The organism is Paraburkholderia sp. SARCC-3016 (assembly GCF_031119615.1).
GTDB lineage: Bacteria > Pseudomonadota > Gammaproteobacteria > Burkholderiales > Burkholderiaceae > Paraburkholderia.
In genome coordinates this window covers 89,116-110,830 of sequence record NZ_JAVHZD010000028.1, presented here as the reverse complement: position 1 = coordinate 110,830, position 21,715 = coordinate 89,116, and the positions used below count along the sequence as shown (strand labels likewise).

Below are 21,715 nucleotides of genomic sequence, written 5' to 3'. Positions count from 1 at the left end.
GATGTCCTCCAGGGACATCACTCTGTCCGGAAACGACCTTACGGGGCAGATCGTATCTAACTATCATCGGTACAACAAGATGCGGGCTCCGTGCTGAACGGCGGCCCCGCAAACATATCGGAGACATGGGCGCCCTCGCGGCGCGCTAAAGAATGAGCAACGCAAATCGTAAGGTCATCATTACGTGTGCGGTCACAGGGTCCGCGCATGTTCCGTCGATGTCGGAGTACCTGCCGCTCACCCCTGCGGACATTCAGGCTCAAGCGATTGAAGCGGCGCAGGCCGGCGCGGCAATCCTGCATCTGCACGCACGCGATCCCGACGACGGCCGGCCGACGCCCTCGCCTGACGTGTTCAGGCAGTTCGTTCCGGCGATTGCCGCGCAGACCGACGCGGTCATCAATATCTCGACCGGCGGCAGCACGCGCATGACACTCGATGAACGATTGGCCTATGCACGCGTCGCGAAGCCCGAGATGTGCTCGCTCAACATGGGCTCGATGAATTTTTCGCTGCACCCTATCGCGGCCAGGATGCCGTCGTGGCGATTCGACTGGGAGAAGGAGTACGTCGAAGGCATGGAGGACATGATCTTCCGTAACACCTTTCGCGACATCAAAAACATCCTGACCGAGTTCGGCGAGTACGGTACCCGCTTCGAATTCGAGTGTTACGACGTGGGGCACCTCTACAATTTGGCCCATTTCGTCGATATCGGACTGATCAGGCCGCCGTTCTTTATCCAGTCCGTAGTCGGCATTCTCGGCGGCATAGGCCCCGACCCGGAGAACCTCAATGTGATGCGCTCGACGGCCGACCGTCTGTTCGGCCGCGATCAGTATCAGTTCTCGGTTCTCGGCGCCGGTCGACACCAGATGTCCCTCGTGACCATGGGCGCGATCATGGGCGGCAACGTTCGCGTCGGACTGGAAGACAGCGTCTACCTGTCGAGGGGCGTGAAGGCAAAGACGAACGCCGAGCAGGTCCGGAAAATCCGCCGGATTCTCGAAGAGCTGTCGTTCGACATTGCAACACCGGCAGACGCGCGCGAAATACTCGGGCTGAAGGGACGCGACAAAGTCTCGCCGTGAGCGAGCATTTCCGGAGACGTTATGAATGCCACTACCGTTGACGAAGGCACGAGCGTCACTCATCGTCTTGCCACGCGCAAGGCGATGGCAAGGCTCATCCCGTTGATGTGCGCGATCTATTTCCTGTCGTTCATCGACCGCACGAATGTCGCGCTCGCCAAAGCCGCGCTTGCCGCGGATCTCGGCATCAGTGCCGCCGCGTATGGCCTCGGAGCGGGCATTTTCTTTATCGGCTACGCGCTGCTCGAAGTTCCGAGCAATCTGGCCGCACATCGGGTCGGACCGCGCAGATGGATCGCTCGCATTGCCGTGAGCTGGGGCGTGTTGTCGACAGCGATGATGTTCGTGCAAGGAGAGTGGTCGTTCTACATCCTTCGCGTTCTGCTCGGGGTTGCCGAGGCCGGACTGTTCCCGGCGCTTATGTACATGGTGACTCTCTGGTTCGCGCCGATAGATCGTGCTGTCGCCGTCGGCTGGATTTACACGGCCCCGTCTATCGCACTCATCGTCGGTAATCCGCTTGGCGCGGCGCTTATGCAACTGGGCGGCGCCGGCGGTTTGCGCGGGTGGCAATGGATGTTTCTGCTGGAGGGCGTGCCGACCATCGTGGCGGGCATCGTCCTTTATTTCAAGCTTCCGGACCGGCCCGCTTCTGTCGCATGGCTAACGGCGCAGGAAGCGCAAGCCCTCGAATCGCACGCGGTCATCGACACCCATGGCCATGCGGAACTGTTCTCGGCAGACTGGCTCGCTGCAATCAGGCGGCCCACCACGATCCTCATCAGTCTGATTTACTTCCTGAATCAGGTCGCATTCGTTGGTCTGTACTTTTTCACGCCCGCTATCGTCGCCCAGATGCATGTGACGTCGCCACTGCTCGTCGGTCTGCTGTCAAGCAGCGTGGGTTTTGGCTTCCTGGCCGGAGTGCTCGCGCTTCCGCGCATTCACCGTCGCATGAGCAACGACTGCGCATTTCTCGGCAGCCTGACTGCAGGCCTCGTCATTAGCGGCTGCGCGTTTATCGCGACCGGAAGCCAGGCGGTTCAAATCATTCTTCTTGGCACAACGGGCTTCTTCGCGGGTGGCATTCTGCCATCGTATTGGGCAGTTGCGATGAAGCGACTTCAGGGTGTCCAGGCCGCCGCCGGCCTCGCCTTCATCAACACAGTCGGTTTGCTGGGCGGATTCGCCGGTCCTTACCTGTTCGGTCTGGCGGAGACGCTCAGCAAAAGAAGCGATTCAGGCTTTCACGTCATCGTTGCGGCGTCCGTCGTCGGCCTGGGCCTCGTGCCGCTTCTCGCGCGGGCCATTCGCGCTGAAGAGCGGCCCGCAGCGGGGCGAATGGCCGCAGTCCAATAAAACATCGAAGGTCGATTCGCCGGGCTGCTCTGCCCGGCACATTCTCGCCGGACCGCGATTGCCACGCGATGATTTCGACTGGCTATTTGATAAGGATACCCTATGAACGTTCTTGAACGCCTGAAGCCGCGACCTGGGCTGCGCGTATTGGTTTCGGGTGCGGCATCCGGTATCGGGGCGGCGATCGCAGACGCGTTTCTCGAGGCCGACGCTCACGTCTATATCTGCGACGTCGACGCGTCGGCGATCGAGCGGGCCAAAGAGCGCAATCCGGAACTTCACGCCGGCGTGGCCGACGTGGGCAACCGCCAGCAAGTCGACGACCTGATCGACGACGCCCGCACGAGACTTGGCGGACTCGATGTTCTCGTCAATAACGCGGGCATCGCGGGGCCCACGGGCGAGGTCGAGGCGATCAGTCCGGATGAATGGGACCGCACCATCTCGACGAACCTCAACAGCCAGTATTACTTTCTGCGCAAGGCCGTTCCGGTCCTGAAGGAAACGTCGGATTGCGCCAGCATCATTGCGATGTCGTCGGTTGCCGGGCGCCTCGGCTACGCGTTTCGCACGCCGTATGCGGCCACCAAGTGGGCCATTGTCGGGCTCGTGAAATCGCTTGCGATCGAGCTCGGACCAGGCAACATCCGCGTCAATGCGATCCTGCCCGGCGTCGTGCAGGGCGAGCGCATGGACCGCGTGATTGCCGCCCGCGCCGCATCGACAGGCGTCACCTTCGAGGCGATGAAGGACGAATACCTTCGCAAGATTTCGCTTCGCCGGATGGTCACGGCCGACGATATCGCGGCGATGACACTGTTCCTCGCGTCGCCGGCGGGTCAGCACATCTCGGGACAAGCGATCAGCGTCGACGGCAACGTCGAATATCTCTAGAAAGGCTGCGCGTCGCGGCCTCTCTTCAAAAAGCCGGTCGAATACCGCCAGAACGAAGAACGGAGACATCATGGCAGCGAAACCCCCCGGTCGTCCGCAGGTTGCGTGCGTGGCTTGTCTGGCAATCGTTTCGGTCCTCGCGGGTTGCGGCGGGGACGGCGACAGCGCTTCCGGCAGCGCTTCTTCGCCGGCGACGGCAGGTGTGGCGTGCGAACAGCTCGCTGGCCTCGCAGTGCCTGCTTCGTCGATCGGGTTGCCTACCTCGGGAGCAACGGTGACTGCGGCGAAAACCATCGCCGCCAGCGGAACAGGCGCCGCTCAATTGCCTGAATACTGCGCGGTGACGGGCCAGATTGCCCCCGTCGATCAGACGGCACCCGATATCCGCTTCGAGGTCGCGCTGCCTGCGCAATGGAACCGCAAGGTCGTGATGCTCGGCGGCGGCGGCTTCGATGGCAGCATCCCCGATGTGACAGGCAACGTGCCCAATGGTCCGACCGACAAACTCACGCCGCTCGGTCGTGGCTATGCGACTTTCGCGAGCGACTCGGGTCATCAGGCTAACGCACTCGGGTCTCAGGACGGACGCTTCGGATTGAACGACGAAGCGCTGGCGAATTTTGGCGGGGACGCGATCAAGAAAACGCATGACGCGGCGCTCGCGATCGTCAAGGCACGCTATGCAAGCATGCCCAGCAAGGCCTACTTCGCGGGGGGCTCGACGGGCGGCCGCGAAGCCCTTGCAGCTATTCAGCGCTGGCCGTCCGACTGGGACGGCGCCATCGCGTGGTATCCGGCTTGGGACGATGCGGCTGCGCTGCTCGGCGGACATCGCATGAGCCGGGCGCTCGCGCAGCCGGGCGCCTATCTCTCCGTCGGCAAACGGGCATCCCTGTATGACGCCGCCATCGAGGCATGCGATGCGCTCGACGGCGTTGCCGACGGCTTGATCAGCAATCAGCAGCAGTGCAATGCGCAGTTCGATCCGGCAACCGCCGTCCTCAACGGTGCTCCGCTGCGCTGCGCCAATGGCGCGGACACCGGCGACAATTGCCTGTCCGATGCGCAGATCGGCGCGTTGCAGACGATCAACACGCCCACCCGTTTCCGCTTTCCGCTTGCGAGCGGCGAGACGCAATATCCCGGCTACAACGTCTGGGGAGCCGACCTCGGTATCACGACCCGCACTTCGCCGGTCGAGCCCGAGGTCACGTTCCTTGCGTTCGGCACCTCGCAGCCGGCTCAGACGATGCCGGCGACAGCGCCCTACATCAGTGTCTTGACCGACCAGTGGCTCAAGTATTCGGTCACGCGCGATCCTGGCTTCGATTCGCTATCGCTCGACCCGGAGCAACCCGGCGTTTGGGCCGGCCGTATCAGTGCGCTCAGTTCGCAACTCGATACCTCTACGGATATTTCCGCCTTCAAGGCGCGCGGCGGAAAGCTGCTGCTCGTACATGGGCTGGTCGACGTGCTGGTGAGCACGCGCGCGACTGAGCAGTACTATCAGCGACTTCAATCGCAAATGGGCGTCGATCAGGTCAGCACGTTCGTGCGCTACTACGAGATCCCCGGCATGGGCCACGCAGCAAGCAGCGTATTCAATGCCACCTGGGACTCGCTGACTGCCCTCGAGCAATGGGCAGAGGATGGCGTGGCACCCGTCGGACAAGTGACCACCGACACGGCAGGGGTGCCCGGCCGCACGCGACCATTGTGCGACTATCCGGAATGGCCCGAATACAAAGGTGGCGACGTCAATTCGGCCGCCTCCTTTCAATGTGTTCAATGAGCCGTGAACCCTGCCGTCGAAAGCGGTCGGCTAAAAAGAAAGCCGCCTCGCGCACGACCGCCGCGCGCCGCGCGCCGCGCGCCGCGCGCATCGCCATCCTCGCGTCTGAATGCATTGCGCATTGTGCGGCCGTCCGCCGGTCATCATTCATCGTGATGACCAGATGATCAAACAGGATTAGGCAAGTTTTCAGGAGTTTCGAACAACCCTTATCCGCGCTTTTTCGGCGAAACTCTGGCACGTTGCCGCCGCCGCGTCCGGCCTCACTCGCGGACACCAACCCAGACGCCCGGCAATGTATTGCGCATCCGCGCCACGCGGAACATGCGCCGCTGACGGCAGCTAGCCGGCAGCGCTGCCCTGCGCCAAGCATGCGCAAACGCACAACCACAAAACCATCCTCTCCACGGAGCAGTCGATGTCGACCACGTTGATACTCAATGGCAAGTCCACCACGCTGGACGCCGATCCCAACATGCCGCTGTTATGGGCGATTCGCGAAGTAGCCGGCCTGCACGGCACGAAGTTCGGCTGCGGCATGGCGCAATGCGGCGCTTGCACGGTACATCTCGAAGGCCAGCCGATCCGCTCGTGCATGATGCCGCTGTCGGCGGTGGCCGGTCGCCACGTCACGACCATCGAAGGGCTGCACAGCAAACAGGCGCAAGCGATCCAGGCCGCATGGGTCAAACATCAGGTGCCGCAGTGCGGCTACTGCCAGTCGGGCCAGGTGATGTCGGCCACCGCGCTGCTCACCGAAAAACCCGCGCCCACCGATGCGGACATCGATGCCGCGATGAGCGGCAACATCTGCCGCTGTGCGACCTACACGCGCATTCGCGCTGCGATCCACACGGCTGCCGAATCGATGCAGGGGTGAACGATGACGACCGATATCGTGGATGTACAGCGCCCGGCACGGCGCACGTTCCTGAAAGGCGTCGGCACTGCTGCCGCGCTCGCGCTGACCATCGGCTTCGAATGGGGCGGCCTCGGCAAACACGCGCTTGCCGCGGAAACGCCGGCCGGCAGCGGCACGTTTGCGCCCAATGCGTTCCTGCGCATCGGCGCCGATAACAGCGTGACCGTCATCGCGAAGCACGTCGAGATGGGCCAGGGTGCCTACACCGGCATTGCGACGATCGTCGCCGAAGAACTCGATGCCGACTGGTCCAACGTGCGCGTCGAAAGCGCGCCCGCCGATGCGACGCGCTATGCGAACCTCGCGTTCGGCAAGATGCAGGGTACCGGCGGCAGCTCGGCGATGGCCAATTCGTGGACGCAGCTGCGCGAGGCCGGCGCGAAGGGCCGCGCGATGCTCGTTTCGGCCGCCGCGCAGCAATGGCAGGTGCCGGCTGCGTCGCTGCGCACCGAGCGCGGCGTCGTCTATCACGACGCGAGCGGCCGGCACGCAAGCTACGGCTCGCTGGTGGCGCAGGCGTCTGCGCTGCCGGTGCCGGAAAAGGTGACGCTGAAGGATCCGAAAGACTTCAGGCTGATCGGCACGCGTGTGCCGCGCGTCGATGTGCCGCCGAAAACCAACGGCACCGCGCAGTTCACCATCGACGTCACGTTCCCCGGCATGCTGGTCGCGCTGGTGCAGCGTCCGCCGCAGTTCGGCGGCACGGTCAGGTCGTTCGATGCGAGCGCGACAAAGGCCGTGCCCGGCGTCGTCGAGGTCGTGCAGATACCGCGCGGCGTCGCGGTAGTGGCGAAGAGCTTCTGGGCCGCGAAGCAGGGTCGCGACGCGCTGAAAGTGGAATGGGACGACACGCATGCGGAAAAGCGCAGCTCGGACGCCATCATGGCCGAGTATCGCAAGCTCGCCGAGCAGCCTGGCCTGCCGGCGCGTACCGAAGGCGACGCCGCGAAAGCAATTGCCGGCGCGCCGCGCAAAATTTCCGCAAGCTATGAATTTCCGTACCTTGCGCACGCGCCGATGGAGCCGCTCGACGCAGTCGTCAAGCTGACCGCCGACAGTTGCGAAATCTGGGCCGGCGACCAGTTCCAGACCGTCGACCAGGCCAATGCCGCGCGCACCGCGGGGCTCGAACCGCAACAGGTGAAGATCCATACGCTGTATGCGGGCGGCAGTTTCGGACGGCGCGCGAATCCGGGTTCGGACTACATCGTCGAAGCGGTCTCGATCGCCAAAGCGCTGGGCGCGAACGGCACGCCGCTGAAGCTGCAATGGACCCGCGAATGCGATATTCACGGCGGCTTGTACCGGCCGACCTATTTTCACAAACTCGAAGCCGGATTGACGAACGACGGCCAGCTGGTGGGCTGGCAGCACCGCATCGTCGGCCAATCGATCGTTGCGGACACACCGTTCTCCGGTCTCGCGAAGAACGGTATCGATTCGACTTCAGTGGAAGGCGCGGCGAACATCGCCTACGCGATCCCGAACCTGTCGGTCGAGCTTGCGACCACGCGCGCCGGCGTACCGGTGCTGTGGTGGCGGGTGGTCGGCAGCTCGCACACCGCGTATGCCGTCGAGGCATTCATCGACGAAGCGGCGCATGCGGCAGGCCAGGATCCGTACACGTTCCGGCGCAATCTGCTCGCCAACCAGCCGCGCATGCGCGGCGTGCTCGATCTGGCGGCAAGCAAAGCGGGCTGGAGCAACACGCCGCTGCCGCCGGGCAAGGGCCGCGGCATCGCGGTGGCCGAGGCATTTCACACCTTCGTCGCGCAGGTGGCCGAAGTCTCGGTGGACAAGGACGGCAAGGTTAAAGTGGACCGTGTGGTCTGCGCGGTCGACTGCGGCACGCCGATCAACCCCGACGTGATCGCCGCGCAGATCGAAGGCGGCATCGGCTATGGCCTCGGCGCCGCGCTGTACGGCGCGATCACGTTGAAGGACGGGCGCGTCGAACAGAACAACTTCGACGGCTATCAGGTGCTGCGCATGAACGAAATGCCAAAGGTCGAAGTGCACATCGTGCAGTCCGCGCAGGCGCCCACCGGTATCGGCGAACCGGGCGTCGCACCGGTCGGGCCCGCAGTGGCTAACGCGATTTTCGCAGCGACGGGCAAACGGTCGTACTCGCTGCCGTTTGCTCGGGAGAAGACTGCCTGACGCGGGTACGGCCAGCTGCAAGTCTCGGCGGATCGGGTGCCGGAGTGCGGAACCCGATCCGCCGTGCGTGACTTACCCGGCTCGGCGCTTACGCCGATGCGCTTCGCGCAGCGGACCCGGCCTTCTTCGACGCGGGCTTCGCCTCGCGTGCCGTGTCGTCCGCCGGCGTCGCGTTGCCGGTTCGAAAACGCTCGCGATATTCACTGGGGTTGATCTGCAGGCGGCGTGCAAAGACGCGCCGCAATGCATCGGTGCCATCGAACCCGCACTGTTTCGCGATCTCGCGTAGCGACAGATCGGTCGATTCCAGATAGCGCCGCGCAGCGTCGATACGCGCGTTGCTCAGGAATGTGATCGGCGTCATGCCACATTCCTTGATGAAAGTCCGCGCGAGATTGCGCGAACTCATGTGCACGCGTTGCGCAAGCGATTCAACCGTATGTTCCGCTTGCAGGTTGTCGAGAATGTAGTGTTGCAGCGCGCGCGTTTGCGAACCGGGCGCCGCCTGCGACTCGAGCAGCGGGCTGAATTGCGATTGGCCGCCCGCACGGCGCAGGTACACGATCAGGTACTTCGCAACGTCGAGCGCCATCGCCTTGCCGAAATCTTCCTCGATCAGCGCAAGCGACAGGTCGATGCCGGCCGTTACGCCGGCTGTCGTATAGATGCTGCCGTCGCTCACGTAGATATGGTCGGGCTCGATGCGCGCCTTCGGGAAAGTAGCCGAAAGCCGCGGTACGTCCATCCAGTGCGTCGTCACGACGCGGTTGTCCAGCAGCCCTGCCGGCCCGAGCGCGAACAGGCCGTTGCAGATCGCGCAAAGCCGCCGCACGCGCCGGTACTGCTGGCGCAGCCATTCGCTCAGTGCCGGGTCGTCGAACACATCGAAAATGCCCAGCCCGCCGGGCACGATAATCGTATCGAACTCGGGACAGACGTCGAAGATCGTGCGATCGGGCGTGACCGTCATACCGCTCGACGACTGCACGGCGCCCCGCGTCGTGCCGACTGTGAGCATTTCGTACTCGCATTCGCCGCGGCTCAACACCTTGACCTCGCCGAACGCGTCGCGCGGCCCGGCGATATCGAGAAGCTGGAAGCCGGGAAACACGACGAGGCCAATCTTGATGCGTTTCATCGAAATCACCCACAGATACGTGCAGCGACAGAGCCGACGTGGGCAGTTGCGCGGCGCCGGCATGAGGGTGCGCCGCACCGCGCGACATGCCGGTCAGACGGCGGCGACATCCCTGTCGTAGCCTTTGATTTTATAGAGCAACGCCGAGACGATCCAACCAGCAATAAAGATTCCGACGATGGTGTAACCGAGTGCGCCGAAATTGTCGTTGAGCGTGTCGACGAAATGCCAGAAAGGCCCCGACAGGCTCAGCACCTGTGCCGCGATGCCAAGCGCCTCGATCCCGCCGATCAACAGTGCCACGGCGGTCGAGATCAACGTGATCGTCAGGTTGTAGTACAGCTTGCGCAACGGCTTGACGAATGCCCAGCCATAGGCGCCAAGCATCAGAATGCCATCGGTCGTGTCGACGGTCAGCATGCCGGCGGCGAAAAGACATGGAAAGACAAGGATGGTCCACATCGACAGACCTTCCGATGCCTGCGAGGCCGAGGTGCCGAGCAATGCGACTTCAGTGGCCGTTTCGAAGCCGATGCCGAACAGCATGCCGAGCGGCAGCATGAGCCAGCTCGAGCGGACGAAACGAAACAGCGGCTTGAAGATGCGCGCGAGCAGATTGCCGTCGAACTGCAGCAGCCGCGGGTCGCCGATCTCCTGTATGCGTCCGCTTTTCATCCGCCTGAATGCACGCACGAGCTCGGCCAGCAGAACGAGGTTGAGCACGCCGATCGCCAGCAGGAACGATGCCGACACGACACTGCCGATTATCGCGCCCGTTTGTCTGAACGCATCGAAGTGATGCGCGAGCGCTTTTGTGGCCAATGCCACGACGACCGCGCCGACCACCACGGTCAGCGAATGCCCGAGTGCGAAGAAGAAGCCGACCGAGACCGGGCGCTTGCCGTCGTTCATCAGATTGCGCGTGACATTGTCGATCGCCGCGATATGGTCCGCATCCATCGCATGACGCAGGCCGAAACTGTACGCGAGGAACGCCGCGCCGATCAGCGCCGGCGACGCGCGCAGGACCGCATACGCCCATCCCCACGCGAACACGTTGATCAATCCAAGCGCGATATACATCGCAACGACTTTGCCTCGCGTCGAAGCGGCGGAGCGCGAGCTTACGGTTATGGTAGACATGAACGGTGTCCTATGCAGTGTGTGCAGGGTGACGTCGTGAATCACGGAGCGATGGGGGCCGCAGTTTTGCGGGCGGCCAGCACGCGCTCGAGTTCGGCCCTCGAAATGATACCGCTCGACTCGACCACGCTCACGAGCGCTTCGAGGAACCGCTCGTAATAGTCCCAGCGCGGTTGATTCGCACAGTCCATCGACTCCCATCGCGCGATCGACGCGATCAGACTCTGCCTGAAGTCTTCCCACTCGAAACAACCGGCCTTCGAAAGCGAAAGGGCAAGCCCGAACACGTCGCGTTCCCAACGCTGGGTGAAGAACAGCTTGCCGTCGAGTCGCGGCGGCGAGTCCGGCTCGCCGAGCATCGATGCCGCGGCGTACTCCTCGAATCGCATGAACATCGTGCGCTCCCTATGGTTGCGGGGCAGCGACCAGCGCAACGCCCATCATCGATTCCGGCGTGACCAGCGCGGCGAGTGCTTCCTCGCTCATGCCGTCGGTGTTCGCCGGGCGTTCGGGGATCACGAACCAGCGAATCTGCGCGCTACTGTCCCATACTTTCACTTCCTTGGTGTCCGGCACGCTGACACCGAACTCGCGCAGCACGGCGCGCGGTTCGCGCACGCCGCGCGCGCGGAACACCGGGTCTTTGTACCAGTAGGGCGGCAGGCCCAGCACCGGCCACGGATAGCAAGAACACAGCGTACAGATGATCAGGTTGTGCACGTTCTCGTCATTGGCGACGGCTGCCATGTGCTCGCCTTCCGCACCGGCCATGCCGACCGGCAGATCGAGTTCGGCGATCGCCGCAGGGGTGTCCGCGACGAGCCGCTTCCGGTACTCGGGGTCGACCCAGGCGCGCGCCACGATCTTTGCGCCGTTGAACGGACCCGCGACGGTTTCGAAATGACGCAGCACGGTGTCGACCGAATCGCTGCCGATAATGCCCTTCTCGATCAGCAGCGCTTCGAGCGCACGGACCTTCGCCGCACTGGTTGCCTCGCGGTCTTCAGGAAAACCAAAGATTTCGCTCATGTTGCCTGTCTCCGTTCAGTTGGCGGCTTGCACGTATGCTTCGAACAGGTCCGCGTAAATGGTCGTGTTGGGTTCGCTCTTGTCGGGGCCCCAGATATCGGCGGCGTCGAATGCGATCCGATAGACGGGCATCGGCTGGCCGACGCCGTCGACGCCTGTCGACACGAAGTACGAGAAGCTGCCCGGATAGACCCGTTCGACTTTGCCGGTCCTGTTGCGCAAATAGCCCGGCAGGCGCGTGTGATCGACCGGATCCGGGTCGGCGACGCGGACGGTATCGCCCGCCGCGAAGCGCGGTGCGCCAGCCGGCTCGTGAAAGCCGGAATCGCCGTTCTGCAGATACGCGTCGATCTGCGCGGCAAGCGCCGCGTTTGGACTATCGGGCAATGCGGCATCCGGATGCGCGCGATAGAACGCGCTTTTCTCGTCGAGCTCCGCGGCACTGATATAGCCCGCGTCGACGAAGAACTGGGCGATGCCGCCGAGCCACTTCTCGTAGTAGCGGTACTTGAAGTAATCGAACGGCTGCATGCCTTCCGCGCCGGTGCGCAGCGATGCCCACGTCCAGTTGCTTTTGAAGCGCGTCGGCAATTCCCTGACCGGATAGGCGTGCAATGCATCCGCCAGATGTGCGCTCTCGGCCATCATCGTGGTGTGGATGCCGAAAATACGCTTCTCCCAGGATTCGACGAAGACTCGCGTGTCGAGATTGACGGGCCCAAGATTTTCAATGCCTCCAATATGGTGCTGTAACTTCACGCTGTGCTCCCGATGGGTAATGGAATTTCTGCCAGTCCAATTGCGGCTGGACGAACGACGCAATCGAGCAGACCCGCGCGCAGCGCGTCTGCATCGAGTGCGCGACCGATCGCCACGAGCCGGCTCTCGCGCGCTTCACCGGCTGTCCATGCCTTGCCGAAGTTCGTCTCCGTCAGCATGTGCACGCTGTGAAAATGCAGGCGCCGCGATTCGCCGCTGACGTTCAGCACGCCTTTCATCCGCAGCAGCGACGCGCCCTGCTTCTGCACGACCTGATTCGCCCAGCGGTTAAAGCGCATGCCGTCGAGCTCGCCCGGAATGCGAAATGCGCACGACTCGATACTTGTGTCGTGCTCGTGGTCGTGTTCGTCTTCGGCGAGCAGCCCGGGTTCGACGGCGAGCAGATCGTCGATCGAGAAACTGCGCCGGCCGAGCAGCGCGTCGATATCGACGGCGGAGCGCATCGCGAAGTCGAGCGTCGCGGTCGGATTCAGCGCGCGGATGGTCGACGCAAGTTCGACGATGCCGGGCGGCGCGACGAGATCGGTCTTGTTGATCACAATGCGGTCCGCGAACACGATCTGCTCGCGCGCAATGTCGTCGCTCAACTGGCCTCGCGCATGCCGTGCGTCGACCACCGCGATCACCGATTCCAGTTCGACGCACTCGCGCACCCTGGGATCGGCGAGGAACGTCTGCAGGACCGGCGCGGGATCGGCAAGGCCCGAGGTCTCGACGATCAGACGATCGAGCCCGTCGCCGTAGCGCGCGAGCAGCTGCAGCACACTGTCGACGAGGTCGCTGCGAACCGTGCAGCACACGCACCCATTGCTGATTTCGATAACCGCTTGCTCGTCGGCTACGATCAATTGCCCATCGATACCGACTTCACCGAATTCGTTTACCACGATGCCGATCCGCATGGGCCGCGTGGCGTCGAGGATATGGTTGACCAAGGTTGTCTTGCCCGCCCCCAGAAAGCCGGTGATGACCGTCGTGGGGAGTTTCCTGATACGCATTTTGTCCTCCGTTTGTCGCGAGGCAGTGCTGATATATCAGCAAGATAATGGCTTTTTGCTCGGTAGAACCGCCGCTGTCCCTCTGTGGGCGGACATTGTCGCCAGACAGATGCGCGGACGGCGTAAAATGCCCGAACCGACCAAAACGGACAGATTCACGTCTCCATGCACGTGCGTACCGCGATGCGGACGGAACTCGCGACGCTAGTTGAGGCGCACGTCGCGCTTGAACGTCAGCGCGTTGCCGAGCCGCTCCGAGACCAAACCGAACACCGCGCCCGCGACGAGCGCAGCGGCCGCAACGAGCGCCGGATTCGAGATGCCAGGCGTGGTGATCGCTTTGCCGGTGGCCACCGTCGTGCCGACGGTCGAAGCAAAGCCCCAGACGATCGCGGGCAGCACATCGAGCAGCCTGATCTTCGACGCCTGCACCATCGCGGCGCTGCCGATGCCCACGCAAATCGCGATGGCGAAGTCGCTCCGGTGAGTCGTCGCGATTGCAAGCAGCGTCAGCGAACTGATCAGCAGGCCGGTCAGATTCGACGCGACGCTTTTCACGAACCCTGCTGTTCCTCCGCCTAGCACAAAGAAGGACGCCCACGCGATAAACGTGACCCACACGGGCACGGGGAAGACCGTGCCCGTCAGCCACGTATCGACGACTGCCAGCACGCCGATGCTTAGCGTGTATGCCTCTGACTGTTTCATCAAACTCTCCGGTTGAAATGGATGCAAACGACATCGGAAAAGCGGCGAAAAGCGCTTGAACGGCGAGTCTTCAGCGATTTCCGGGCCGTCCTGGCGACGCTGTCCGCGCTCTTGCGACGATTGGCCGGAAACGACGGAGCGAGTGTCCGAAACGAACGGGTTGGCCATTCGACGGACACCAGCGAATGGGTGGAGAGGCGTGCGGTGGGAGACACGAGATGGGGCACAACGGCTTCAGGCGGCCCAGTGTGGTGCGAAGGTCACCGAATCCGTGCGTCGCGGTATGCACGGGCACGACTCGCGCTCCCTGCGAACCGCCATCATCGTGCGGCAACTAGTGTTTCCCCCCGCAACCCCGCTACAGGATGTGAGTATTCCCGCACGGAGTTTCCAATTTCGATCGAACACCATCCGATTGCCGACATGGTTTCAACGGCGTTCGTTAACTGGCGCCGTCTTTGCGCATATAAGCGTTCCGGCAATGAAGCCGGACAGGGGAAATGAATAGCGCCATCGCTAATGGCCGGAGATGCCTGGCAGGCATCCCGAAGCCGTTACCGGTGATCGACGGACGATATGCGATATGCAAGCCATGCATGAGCCAGTTCGCACCGTCGCGATAGAGACCGTGAAATGCTCAAGAGATCGGACTTTCGGGGAGCGCTATGCAGTCACGAGAAGATTGCCGTCGGTTACGGCACATGTGGCTGCGTATCGGCACGGGGTCCAGCAGGGAGGTCGCTTACGCATTTTCATTTGTCCTCTAGCTACGAGGTGAAACCATGAGAACTAAATCGTTGTTAGGGATTGCGGTTGCTTCGGTGGTTTTAGCGCCATCGCTGCAATCCATTCCAGCATTTGCAGACGGTCCAAAATCGGCATACGACAACGGCGGGACGGACGTGTCGCTCGATCCCGGCGAAGAACGTATGACAGCCGATGAGGAAAACAAGGCCCGCCAGAAAGACCTGAGCGATGCCTACCACAACGGCTACGCTGCCCGGGCGAAGGAGGACGCCGAAACGTACGCTTCGTTGCGGGACCAGTTGAAGCAAACGGCAAAGCCAGCCAAGGCTAAAGATGTGCCGCCTCTTCCGCCTGGCATGCCGGGCGATGAAGAAGACGAGGCCGAGGTGACACCGGTCCCGCAACCGCCGCAGGCAACGCAGCGTGCAATGGCGACTCAGCCGCGTTACCAGGCTGCGGCGCAGCAGCAACCGAGGTATGCACCACCTGCGCCGCATTACCAGTCTCAGCCTGTTTATGCGCAGGCGCCGGCGTATGAAGACGGTCCTTCGCCGTATCGGCAGCAGCCCGTCTATGTGCAGCAACCGTATGCGCCGCCGGTGCGTACGGTTCCGTACGTTCCCGTCTACGCGCAGGAAGAGTTTCCGCCGTATCCGGTGCAAACGGTCGTGCAGCCGGTCGTTGCAGTCACGAGTCCCTACCCCGTCTATCGGGCCGGGTACTGGGCGGGGTCGTATCCGAGGCCGTACAGCAACGGGCCGATGATTTACCAGGTATGGCAATAAAGGCGTAGCGGGCCGGGGTTGCGGACCCGAGCCCGCTCGACAGGATTGCCGAAGGTTCGTCGCTGGCCGACCGGGCGGGCCACACGATGACCGACATCGTGTCGTCCGCGAAGACGGTCAGCGAATACATGACCGAAATCTTCGCGGCGGCTCAAGAGCAAAGCGCGGGCATCGAGGACACCAACCGCGCCGTGATGCAGATGGACTCGACCACGCTGCAGAACGCGGCGCTCGTCGAACAGGCATCGGCGGCGGCCCCTTCGCTCGAAGAACAGGCAGTGGTATTGCGCAAGCCGGTTGCGGTGTTCAGGCTGAAGTCGGCTTAGGGAGGCGAACCGACCGACACTGCGACTGATCGCGCGCGGTTCAGTGCTACTGTTATCCGTGCAACGCAAACGAGAGTTGCTGCTGCATCGTGCCGTATGACCGCTTCCGTGTACGTCTGCCTGGGGCATTCTTCAGATGAAATACAAGGACTATTACGCAACCTTGGGCGTCGAGCGTACGGCGGCTCAGGAGGACATCAAGCGCGCATATCGCAAGCTCGCGCGCAAATACCATCCGGACGTCAGTAAGGACGCGGACGCGGAGGATCGCTTCAAGGAATTGGGCGAAGCCTACGAGGTGCTCAAGGATCCGGAAAAGCGTGCCGCCTACGACCGCATGGGCACGCATTGGCACAGCGGCGAGGACTTTCAGCCGCCCCCGAACTGGGATGAAGGTTTCGAGTTCCGCGGCGCCGGCGACGAGGACGCGACGCACGCGAGTCTCAATGATTTTTTCGAGGCGATGTTCGGCGGTGCGCGAACGGAGCATGCACGGCGCGGATCCTCGCACGCGATGGGACAGGATCACCATGCGAAGGTGCTCATCGACCTCGAGGACGCCTATCGCGGCGCAAAACGGACGATCTCTTTGCAATTGCCGGTCGTCGATGCGCGCGGCCGTGTCTCGCTGCAGTCACGCACATTGAACGTCTCGATTCCCAAAGGCGTGCGAGCCGGACAGCATTTGCGGCTTGCCGGCCAGGGAGGAGCCGCCGTCGGGGACGGGCCGGCGGGGGACCTCTACCTCGAAATTGCGTTTCGCGAGCATCCGCGCTTTCGCATCGAGGGCGCCGATGTCCTGCTCGACCTGCCGGTGGCGCCGTGGGAAGCGGCGCTTGGCGCACGCGTAACGGTGCCGACGCCTGACGGATGGGTCGAAATGAGCGTGCCGAAGGGCTCGGCGGGCGGCACGCGCATGCGACTCAAGGGCAAGGGAATTCCCGGGAATCCGCCCGGGGACATGTACACGATCCTGAATATCGTATTGCCGCCCGCCGACAGCGAAACGGCTAAAGCGGCTTACGACACCATGCGCAAAGCGTTTGACTTCGACCCGCGTGCGCGTTTTATGGGTGGCGCATCATGAAAGACTTCGAGACGACCTATATCGCAGGGCAGATTGTCGATGACAACGTTGAGTTCACGCTTGTCGAGCTGAGTCGAGTAAGCGGCGCATCGGAAGAAGAGATCAAGCTTTGGGTTGCCGAGGGCGTTTTCGAGCCAAAGGGCGCTGCGCCGCAGGAATGGCGATTCGGCGGCGCCTCCCTGCAGCGCGTGCGCACCGCGTTCCGGCTGGCTCACGACCTCCAGGTTAACGCGCCGGGCATCGCGCTCGCGCTTGATCTGCTCGACGAAATCGAGACGCTGAAGACACGCTCCAAACATTCGCGCAGCAAATGACCGCGGCGGTATGCCTCCGCTCGACATGGAAAAAGCCCCCGTGTTCGAGACGGTCGGCGAACCGACCTCACATCTGGCTGCCGTCGATCTCCGGATATTCCTGATCGAGTATTTCAAACACCTGCGCCGCGCGGCCATGCAACTCGTGCGCAAGTCGGCGCTGCAAGTGCTCGTCGGAACGCAGCCATGTAAACGCGTTCAATACTTCGGCCGCTGTCGGATGAACGTCGAGAATCTTCACGACGACGTCGTCTTCGAAAGGGCCGATGATTGCCCGGATGTCATTTGCGGTAGCCGGTTGCTCCGCCTGTCCCACCGTTTGGTTACGCACAATATCTTCCTTCATGCACGTGGTCGCGCATCCTGCGCGTTTGCATGGAAAAAGAGTATGTGCTGCCGGGAGCGCTCGCGTTGACGTGCGTCAATCGGTACGGAACTGCAACTTTCGGCGGTTGGCGCGAGCACGGCCGCATACGGCGGTCGCGTCACGCGGGCGTACCGGTCACGGACCGTTTGTCGCGCGCGGCGCGCCACACGCGCTCGGTCTCGTGCCAGAACGCACACAGTCGGGGATGCACCGTCTCGCGCCAGCGCGGCCCCGTGAACAGGTCGTAGTGATCGCATTGCGCAACGGTGAGGCGATGCCGCGGTGGGGCATCGTCGGCACCGCACAACGCGTGCGCGCAGTGCGTTTGTCCCGCACCGGTGATCTCGTCCCTGTCGCCTTCGACAGTGCACAGTGCAACGCGTGCGAGCGCACGTGCTTCGACGGGACGCGTGGCGATCGTCCACTTCCCGCACGCGAGCCGGCGCTCATGAAAAACGACGCGAATGGTATCGAGAAAGTACTGCTCGGTCATATCCAGTACTGCCGCATATTCGTGCAAGGCGCGCAGTGCGGCCTGCGCCTCGCGGGTGTTCCCCGCAAGCCATGCTGACCAGTAACGTGTCTCGAGGCCGATCAGCCGTCCGGGATAGGCGGCGACAATCGCCGCCTGCTGAAGGTAGCCTGGATACACGCGCCGCCCACGGCCCCGGTAAGGCGGCGGCACGGTGTCGATCACGTGCTCGCGGAACCAGCTCAGCGAATGCGACATCGCAAAGCGCTCGACCGCGGTTGGGTTGAGGCCGGCGTCAATCGGCCCGCCCAGCAATGCAAGGCTCGCCAACGGCGAAGCCGGCTCGCCTGCGAGCAATGCGGCGGCGGCAAGCGCGGGGACGGTTGCCTGGCAGACGGCGACCACATGCACGCGCGTACCCGGCGAACTCACGGAACGGATAAAACGCTCGGTTGCCAGCACATAGTCGTCAAGCGTCAACGCACCCGCTTCGGCCGGAATATCCCGCGCATCCGTCCAATCGGTGACATAGACTTCGCGATGCGCGAGCAATGTTTCCAACATTTCGCGCAACATCACGGCGTGATGTCCGGCAAGCGGCGCGCACAGAACGACCGGCCAGTTTCCGGACCGCCTCGCTGCGGCGCCGGCTCGCGCGAACTTGCGCAACGCACCGGCGGGCACCTCGTCTGCGATGGTCTCCCGGACCGGGACCACGCGGCCGCTCGCACACACAGAATCGATCGAGAACGACGGCGCATGGTCCAGCGAGCATGTCGATCGGCACAGCCAGCCACGTAACGCGGGCAGCGCATCGCCGCCTTTCATGCACTCGGCGAGTGCGTCGCAGCCGTTGTCGCCGCGACCCGGCAATGCGCCGAGCGCCATCGCGCGTATCAGACGCCGCTGCGCGTCCAGCATTGCGTACCACATGCCAACCCTCCGAGGTATCGGACGCTGAGGCGCCGCGCCGATCTCTGGCCCGCTCGACGCCAGGACCGATACGCTTGCCCGCCGACCCGGCGGCGCCATCACCATCAGCTGCCGCGCGCTGCCTCGCTTCCAGCGCTACCCGCGCGTCAACTGATGCGTTCACCGAATGCCGCCTGGACTTTCAGGGCAGACGAAATCGGACTGCGCCTCGACGACGCACTGTGATCATGGAGCGCGTGCGCGCTTACCGCGTGCGCACGGTTCACATCGGCCCTCTCATCGCGTCAAGCCTTTGACGAGCGACAGTAGCTGCGGAATATAAGCGAGCTGCGAAAGTCTTGCGCGGTAGCAAGTCGGAGGCCAAGCGGTCTTAGGAAGACAAAACATTCTACCAACTCCTTGGCTCACAAGTCGGAGGCCAAGCGGTCTTAGGAAGACAAAACATTCTACCAACTCCTTGGCTCACAGAACGACATGGCTACGATCCGATCTCTTGCGGCCGCGCTTGATACGCATCAAGCGTCAGGCGAGCGCGGCCAGCGCAGTACGCGCGTCATGCCGATGCGTGGGCGAAGCTTGACCTGCGTCAAGTGCACGGGGTCGGGCACCGCTACGCTGCATATAAAGGTCGCTGCGTTGAAAGAGCGGGACCGAATCGTCGCGCTGACGATGTATCCTCGCGGGCATGCGGTAAAGCTCCCGGTTCGCCGACGAATCAGGCTCAGCGCGCCGCTCGCGACATACAGCAAGGGGCAAGACATGTTCGAGGACAGGGAAGACGCGGGTGCACGGCTTGCCAAGGCGCTGCGCGACTATGCCGGACGCAAGGACGTCATCGTGCTGGCACTGCCTCGCGGAGGCGTTCCTGTCGGTTATGAAGTAGCGAATGCATTGCATGTACCGTTCGATATCCTGATCGTCAGAAAGATCGGAACGCCGGACAATCCCGAGCTGGCCATGGGAGCACTCGCGAGCGGCGAAGCGCTCTATGTCAACCGGCAAATCGTGAGCGCGGCGCGTGTCGCTAACGAACAGCTCGCCGAGGCGGTCACACGCGAACGGGCAGAGGTCGCACGTCGCGAGTCGGTCTATCGCGGCACCTGCCCTGTGCTGCCGGTCGAAGGGCGAACCGCGATCGTCGTGGACGATGGTATCGCAACCGGTTCATCGATGCGGGCGGCCTTGCAGGCGCTGCGCTCGAGGCGGCCTGCACGCGTCATCGTCGCGGTGCCGGTTGCGCCGATCGGGACGCAACAGGCGTTCGCGGATATCGCGGACGAAACGGTGGTGTTGTTGCAGCCGGGCTGGTTCGATGGCGTCGGCGCGTTGTATCGCGATTTCCGCCAGGTCGACGACACGCAAGTGCGTGCGCTGCTTTGCGCCGCTCGCGCGCAGACGCCAGCCGACCATGCGGCACCCTCGCAGCCGAACGCGGCCGACGGGCCAGGCTAAAGCGGGAGCGATTGCCGCGCGCGCGGGACGCGTCGACAAGAACCGTGTGTGAAGACATAGGCCATGACGCAATTCGATGTATTCAACGGCGACGCAGACGGTCTCTTCGCCCTTCATCAGTTGAGGCTTGCGACGCCGCGCGCAGCGGCGCTCGTTACCGGCACCAAGGAAGACGTCCAGCTGCTTGCACGCGTTCCGGCACAATCCGGCGACCGCGCGACAGTACTCGATATCTCACTCGACACGAATCGCGCTGCATTGCAGACGCTGCTCGCGCGCGGTGTCGAAGTCGAATACTTCGATCATCATTTCGCGGGTGAAATACCGCGGCATGCGCGGCTTGCCGCGCACATCGATCCATCTGCGGACATATGCACGAGCCTGATCGTCGATCGTCATCTGGGCGGGCGCTACCGGTGTTGGGCCGTGGCGGCCGCATACGGCGACAATCTGGCGGCAGCGGCACATCGCATCGCTGCTGCGTGCGGACTCGACGCGGACCGCGAGCAACGGTTAGGCGCGCTCGGCCGGGCGGTGAACTACAACGCGTATGGCGACAGTATCGACGATCTGATCGTTTCGCCGGCGACGCTCTACCGAATATTGCAACCCTATGCGGACCCGTTCGACTTCCTCGAAGGTGAGGCGCTCGTGCGGCAGATCGAAGCGGCACGCGCCACCGATCTTTCGTTCGCGTGGCGTGAGCCCCCATTGCGCGTGCGGTCTGATGGCGACGTTTACGTCCTGCCCGAACACCGATGGGCGAGACGCGTGCGCGGAGAATTTGCCAATGCACTGGCCAGCGCCGCCCCATCTAGCGCGCACGCGGTCTTGAGTCCGCGTCGCTCCGGCGATTACGCGGTCAGCGTGCGCGCACCGCTGGCACGGCCTGGAAACGCGGACCGGCTGTGCCGCCGCTTCGGCGGTAATGGCCGTGCCAGGGCAGCCGGCGTCACGAGCCTCGCACGCGAGCGGCTCGACGAATTCATCAGCGCGTTCTATGACGACTTCAAGACGTCGAAATAGCGCTTGAATGACGCCGCCGCGCGCGCGGCTTGATGTCAGTCACGTTCGAATCCTGGCTCGTCGACGCGCGCGAGTTATGAGCCGGTCGCGCGCCTCACGCGACCGGCTGTATACGACGGCAACCGGGCGTCATGCGCTATTCGCCCCCGCCCTGATGGATTGGTTCTGGCGTCTTCCGTTTCATTGCACGAG

Annotated in this window: 21 protein-coding genes; 12 read left to right on the top strand and 9 right to left on the bottom strand. The window is 63.2% G+C overall.

The window, feature by feature from the left end:
* Positions 1-152: 152 nt before the first annotated feature.
* The 6 genes from QYH69_RS25980 to QYH69_RS25955 all read left to right on the top strand — a co-directional run bounded on the left by QYH69_RS25980 (position 153) and on the right by QYH69_RS25955 (position 8,218).
* Entirely contained in the window at positions 153-1,091 is a 939-nt protein-coding gene (locus QYH69_RS25980; RefSeq protein WP_308834595.1) for a 3-keto-5-aminohexanoate cleavage protein, read from the top strand.
* 21 nt (positions 1,092-1,112) lie between these two features.
* A complete protein-coding gene (locus QYH69_RS25975) occupies positions 1,113-2,450 on the top strand; it encodes an MFS transporter (protein ID WP_308834594.1) in 1,338 nt (445 codons plus the stop codon).
* 102 nt (positions 2,451-2,552) lie between these two features.
* Entirely contained in the window at positions 2,553-3,344 is a 792-nt protein-coding gene (locus QYH69_RS25970; RefSeq protein WP_308834593.1) for an SDR family oxidoreductase, read from the top strand.
* Positions 3,345-3,414: 70 nt separating this feature from the next.
* Entirely contained in the window at positions 3,415-5,136 is a 1,722-nt protein-coding gene (locus tag QYH69_RS25965; protein WP_308834592.1) for a tannase/feruloyl esterase family alpha/beta hydrolase, read from the top strand.
* A 418-nt stretch (positions 5,137-5,554) separates the two neighbouring features.
* A complete protein-coding gene (locus QYH69_RS25960) occupies positions 5,555-6,016 on the top strand; it encodes a (2Fe-2S)-binding protein (RefSeq protein WP_075159687.1) in 462 nt (153 codons plus the stop codon).
* A 3-nt stretch (positions 6,017-6,019) separates the two neighbouring features.
* Positions 6,020-8,218 carry a xanthine dehydrogenase family protein molybdopterin-binding subunit gene (locus QYH69_RS25955; RefSeq protein WP_308834591.1) on the top strand — a complete coding sequence of 733 codons (2,199 nt, stop codon included), beginning with the start codon at positions 6,020-6,022 and terminating at the stop codon, positions 8,216-8,218.
* Between the two features lie 88 nt (positions 8,219-8,306).
* On the opposite strand, the gene QYH69_RS25950 is transcribed toward QYH69_RS25955, so the two are convergent.
* The 7 genes from QYH69_RS25950 to QYH69_RS25920 all read right to left on the bottom strand — a co-directional run bounded on the left by QYH69_RS25950 (position 8,307) and on the right by QYH69_RS25920 (position 14,014).
* On the bottom strand, positions 8,307-9,356 hold the full coding sequence (locus QYH69_RS25950) for a GlxA family transcriptional regulator (protein WP_308834590.1): 1,050 nt from the start codon (positions 9,354-9,356) through the stop codon (positions 8,307-8,309).
* Between the two features lie 93 nt (positions 9,357-9,449).
* Entirely contained in the window at positions 9,450-10,499 is a 1,050-nt protein-coding gene (locus tag QYH69_RS25945) for a HoxN/HupN/NixA family nickel/cobalt transporter (protein WP_308834589.1), read from the bottom strand.
* A gap of 41 nt (positions 10,500-10,540) precedes the next feature.
* Complete coding sequence (locus QYH69_RS25940; RefSeq protein ID WP_308834588.1) at positions 10,541-10,894, bottom strand: nitrile hydratase accessory protein; 354 nt, start codon at positions 10,892-10,894, stop codon at positions 10,541-10,543.
* A gap of 10 nt (positions 10,895-10,904) precedes the next feature.
* Positions 10,905-11,528 carry a nitrile hydratase subunit alpha gene (gene nthA / locus QYH69_RS25935; RefSeq protein WP_075159682.1) on the bottom strand — a complete coding sequence of 208 codons (624 nt, stop codon included), beginning with the start codon at positions 11,526-11,528 and terminating at the stop codon, positions 10,905-10,907.
* A 15-nt stretch (positions 11,529-11,543) separates the two neighbouring features.
* Entirely contained in the window at positions 11,544-12,287 is a 744-nt protein-coding gene (gene nthB / locus QYH69_RS25930; RefSeq protein WP_308834587.1) for a nitrile hydratase subunit beta, read from the bottom strand.
* Positions 12,284-13,306, bottom strand: coding sequence for a GTP-binding protein (locus QYH69_RS25925; protein WP_308834586.1), 1,023 nt, complete (start codon positions 13,304-13,306; stop codon positions 12,284-12,286). The genes nthB and QYH69_RS25925 overlap by 4 nt, the downstream gene beginning before the upstream one ends.
* A 204-nt stretch (positions 13,307-13,510) precedes the next feature.
* A complete protein-coding gene (locus tag QYH69_RS25920) occupies positions 13,511-14,014 on the bottom strand; it encodes a DUF1097 domain-containing protein (RefSeq protein ID WP_308834585.1) in 504 nt (167 codons plus the stop codon).
* A 902-nt stretch (positions 14,015-14,916) separates the two neighbouring features.
* On the opposite strand from QYH69_RS25920, the gene QYH69_RS25915 reads away from it, so the two are divergent.
* The 4 genes from QYH69_RS25915 (at position 14,917) to QYH69_RS25900 (ending at position 17,273) form a co-directional block, all read left to right on the top strand.
* A complete protein-coding gene (locus tag QYH69_RS25915) occupies positions 14,917-15,546 on the top strand; it encodes a hypothetical protein (protein ID WP_308834584.1) in 630 nt (209 codons plus the stop codon).
* 44 nt (positions 15,547-15,590) lie between these two features.
* Entirely contained in the window at positions 15,591-15,872 is a 282-nt protein-coding gene (locus tag QYH69_RS25910; RefSeq protein ID WP_308834609.1) for a methyl-accepting chemotaxis protein, read from the top strand.
* Positions 15,873-16,008: 136 nt separating this feature from the next.
* Entirely contained in the window at positions 16,009-16,959 is a 951-nt protein-coding gene (locus QYH69_RS25905) for a DnaJ C-terminal domain-containing protein (protein ID WP_308834583.1), read from the top strand.
* Entirely contained in the window at positions 16,956-17,273 is a 318-nt protein-coding gene (locus QYH69_RS25900; RefSeq protein ID WP_308834582.1) for a chaperone modulator CbpM, read from the top strand. Before QYH69_RS25905 ends, QYH69_RS25900 begins: the two co-directional genes overlap by 4 nt.
* Before the next feature lie 67 nt (positions 17,274-17,340).
* On the opposite strand, the gene QYH69_RS25895 is transcribed toward QYH69_RS25900, so the two are convergent.
* Positions 17,341-17,619 carry a hypothetical protein gene (locus QYH69_RS25895; protein ID WP_308834581.1) on the bottom strand — a complete coding sequence of 93 codons (279 nt, stop codon included), beginning with the start codon at positions 17,617-17,619 and terminating at the stop codon, positions 17,341-17,343.
* A 139-nt stretch (positions 17,620-17,758) separates the two neighbouring features.
* Positions 17,759-19,045, bottom strand: a complete 1,287-nt coding sequence (gene phaZ / locus QYH69_RS25890) for a polyhydroxyalkanoate depolymerase (protein WP_308834580.1) — start codon at positions 19,043-19,045, stop codon at positions 17,759-17,761.
* 759 nt (positions 19,046-19,804) lie between these two features.
* Here phaZ and QYH69_RS25885 point away from each other — a divergent pair.
* Together QYH69_RS25885 and QYH69_RS25880 are read left to right on the top strand one after the other, a co-directional pair.
* Positions 19,805-20,497, top strand: a complete 693-nt coding sequence (locus QYH69_RS25885) for a phosphoribosyltransferase (protein ID WP_308834579.1) — start codon at positions 19,805-19,807, stop codon at positions 20,495-20,497.
* A 63-nt stretch (positions 20,498-20,560) separates the two neighbouring features.
* Positions 20,561-21,523, top strand: a complete 963-nt coding sequence (locus tag QYH69_RS25880) for an acetyltransferase (RefSeq protein ID WP_308834578.1) — start codon at positions 20,561-20,563, stop codon at positions 21,521-21,523.
* Positions 21,524-21,715: the final 192 nt, after the last annotated feature.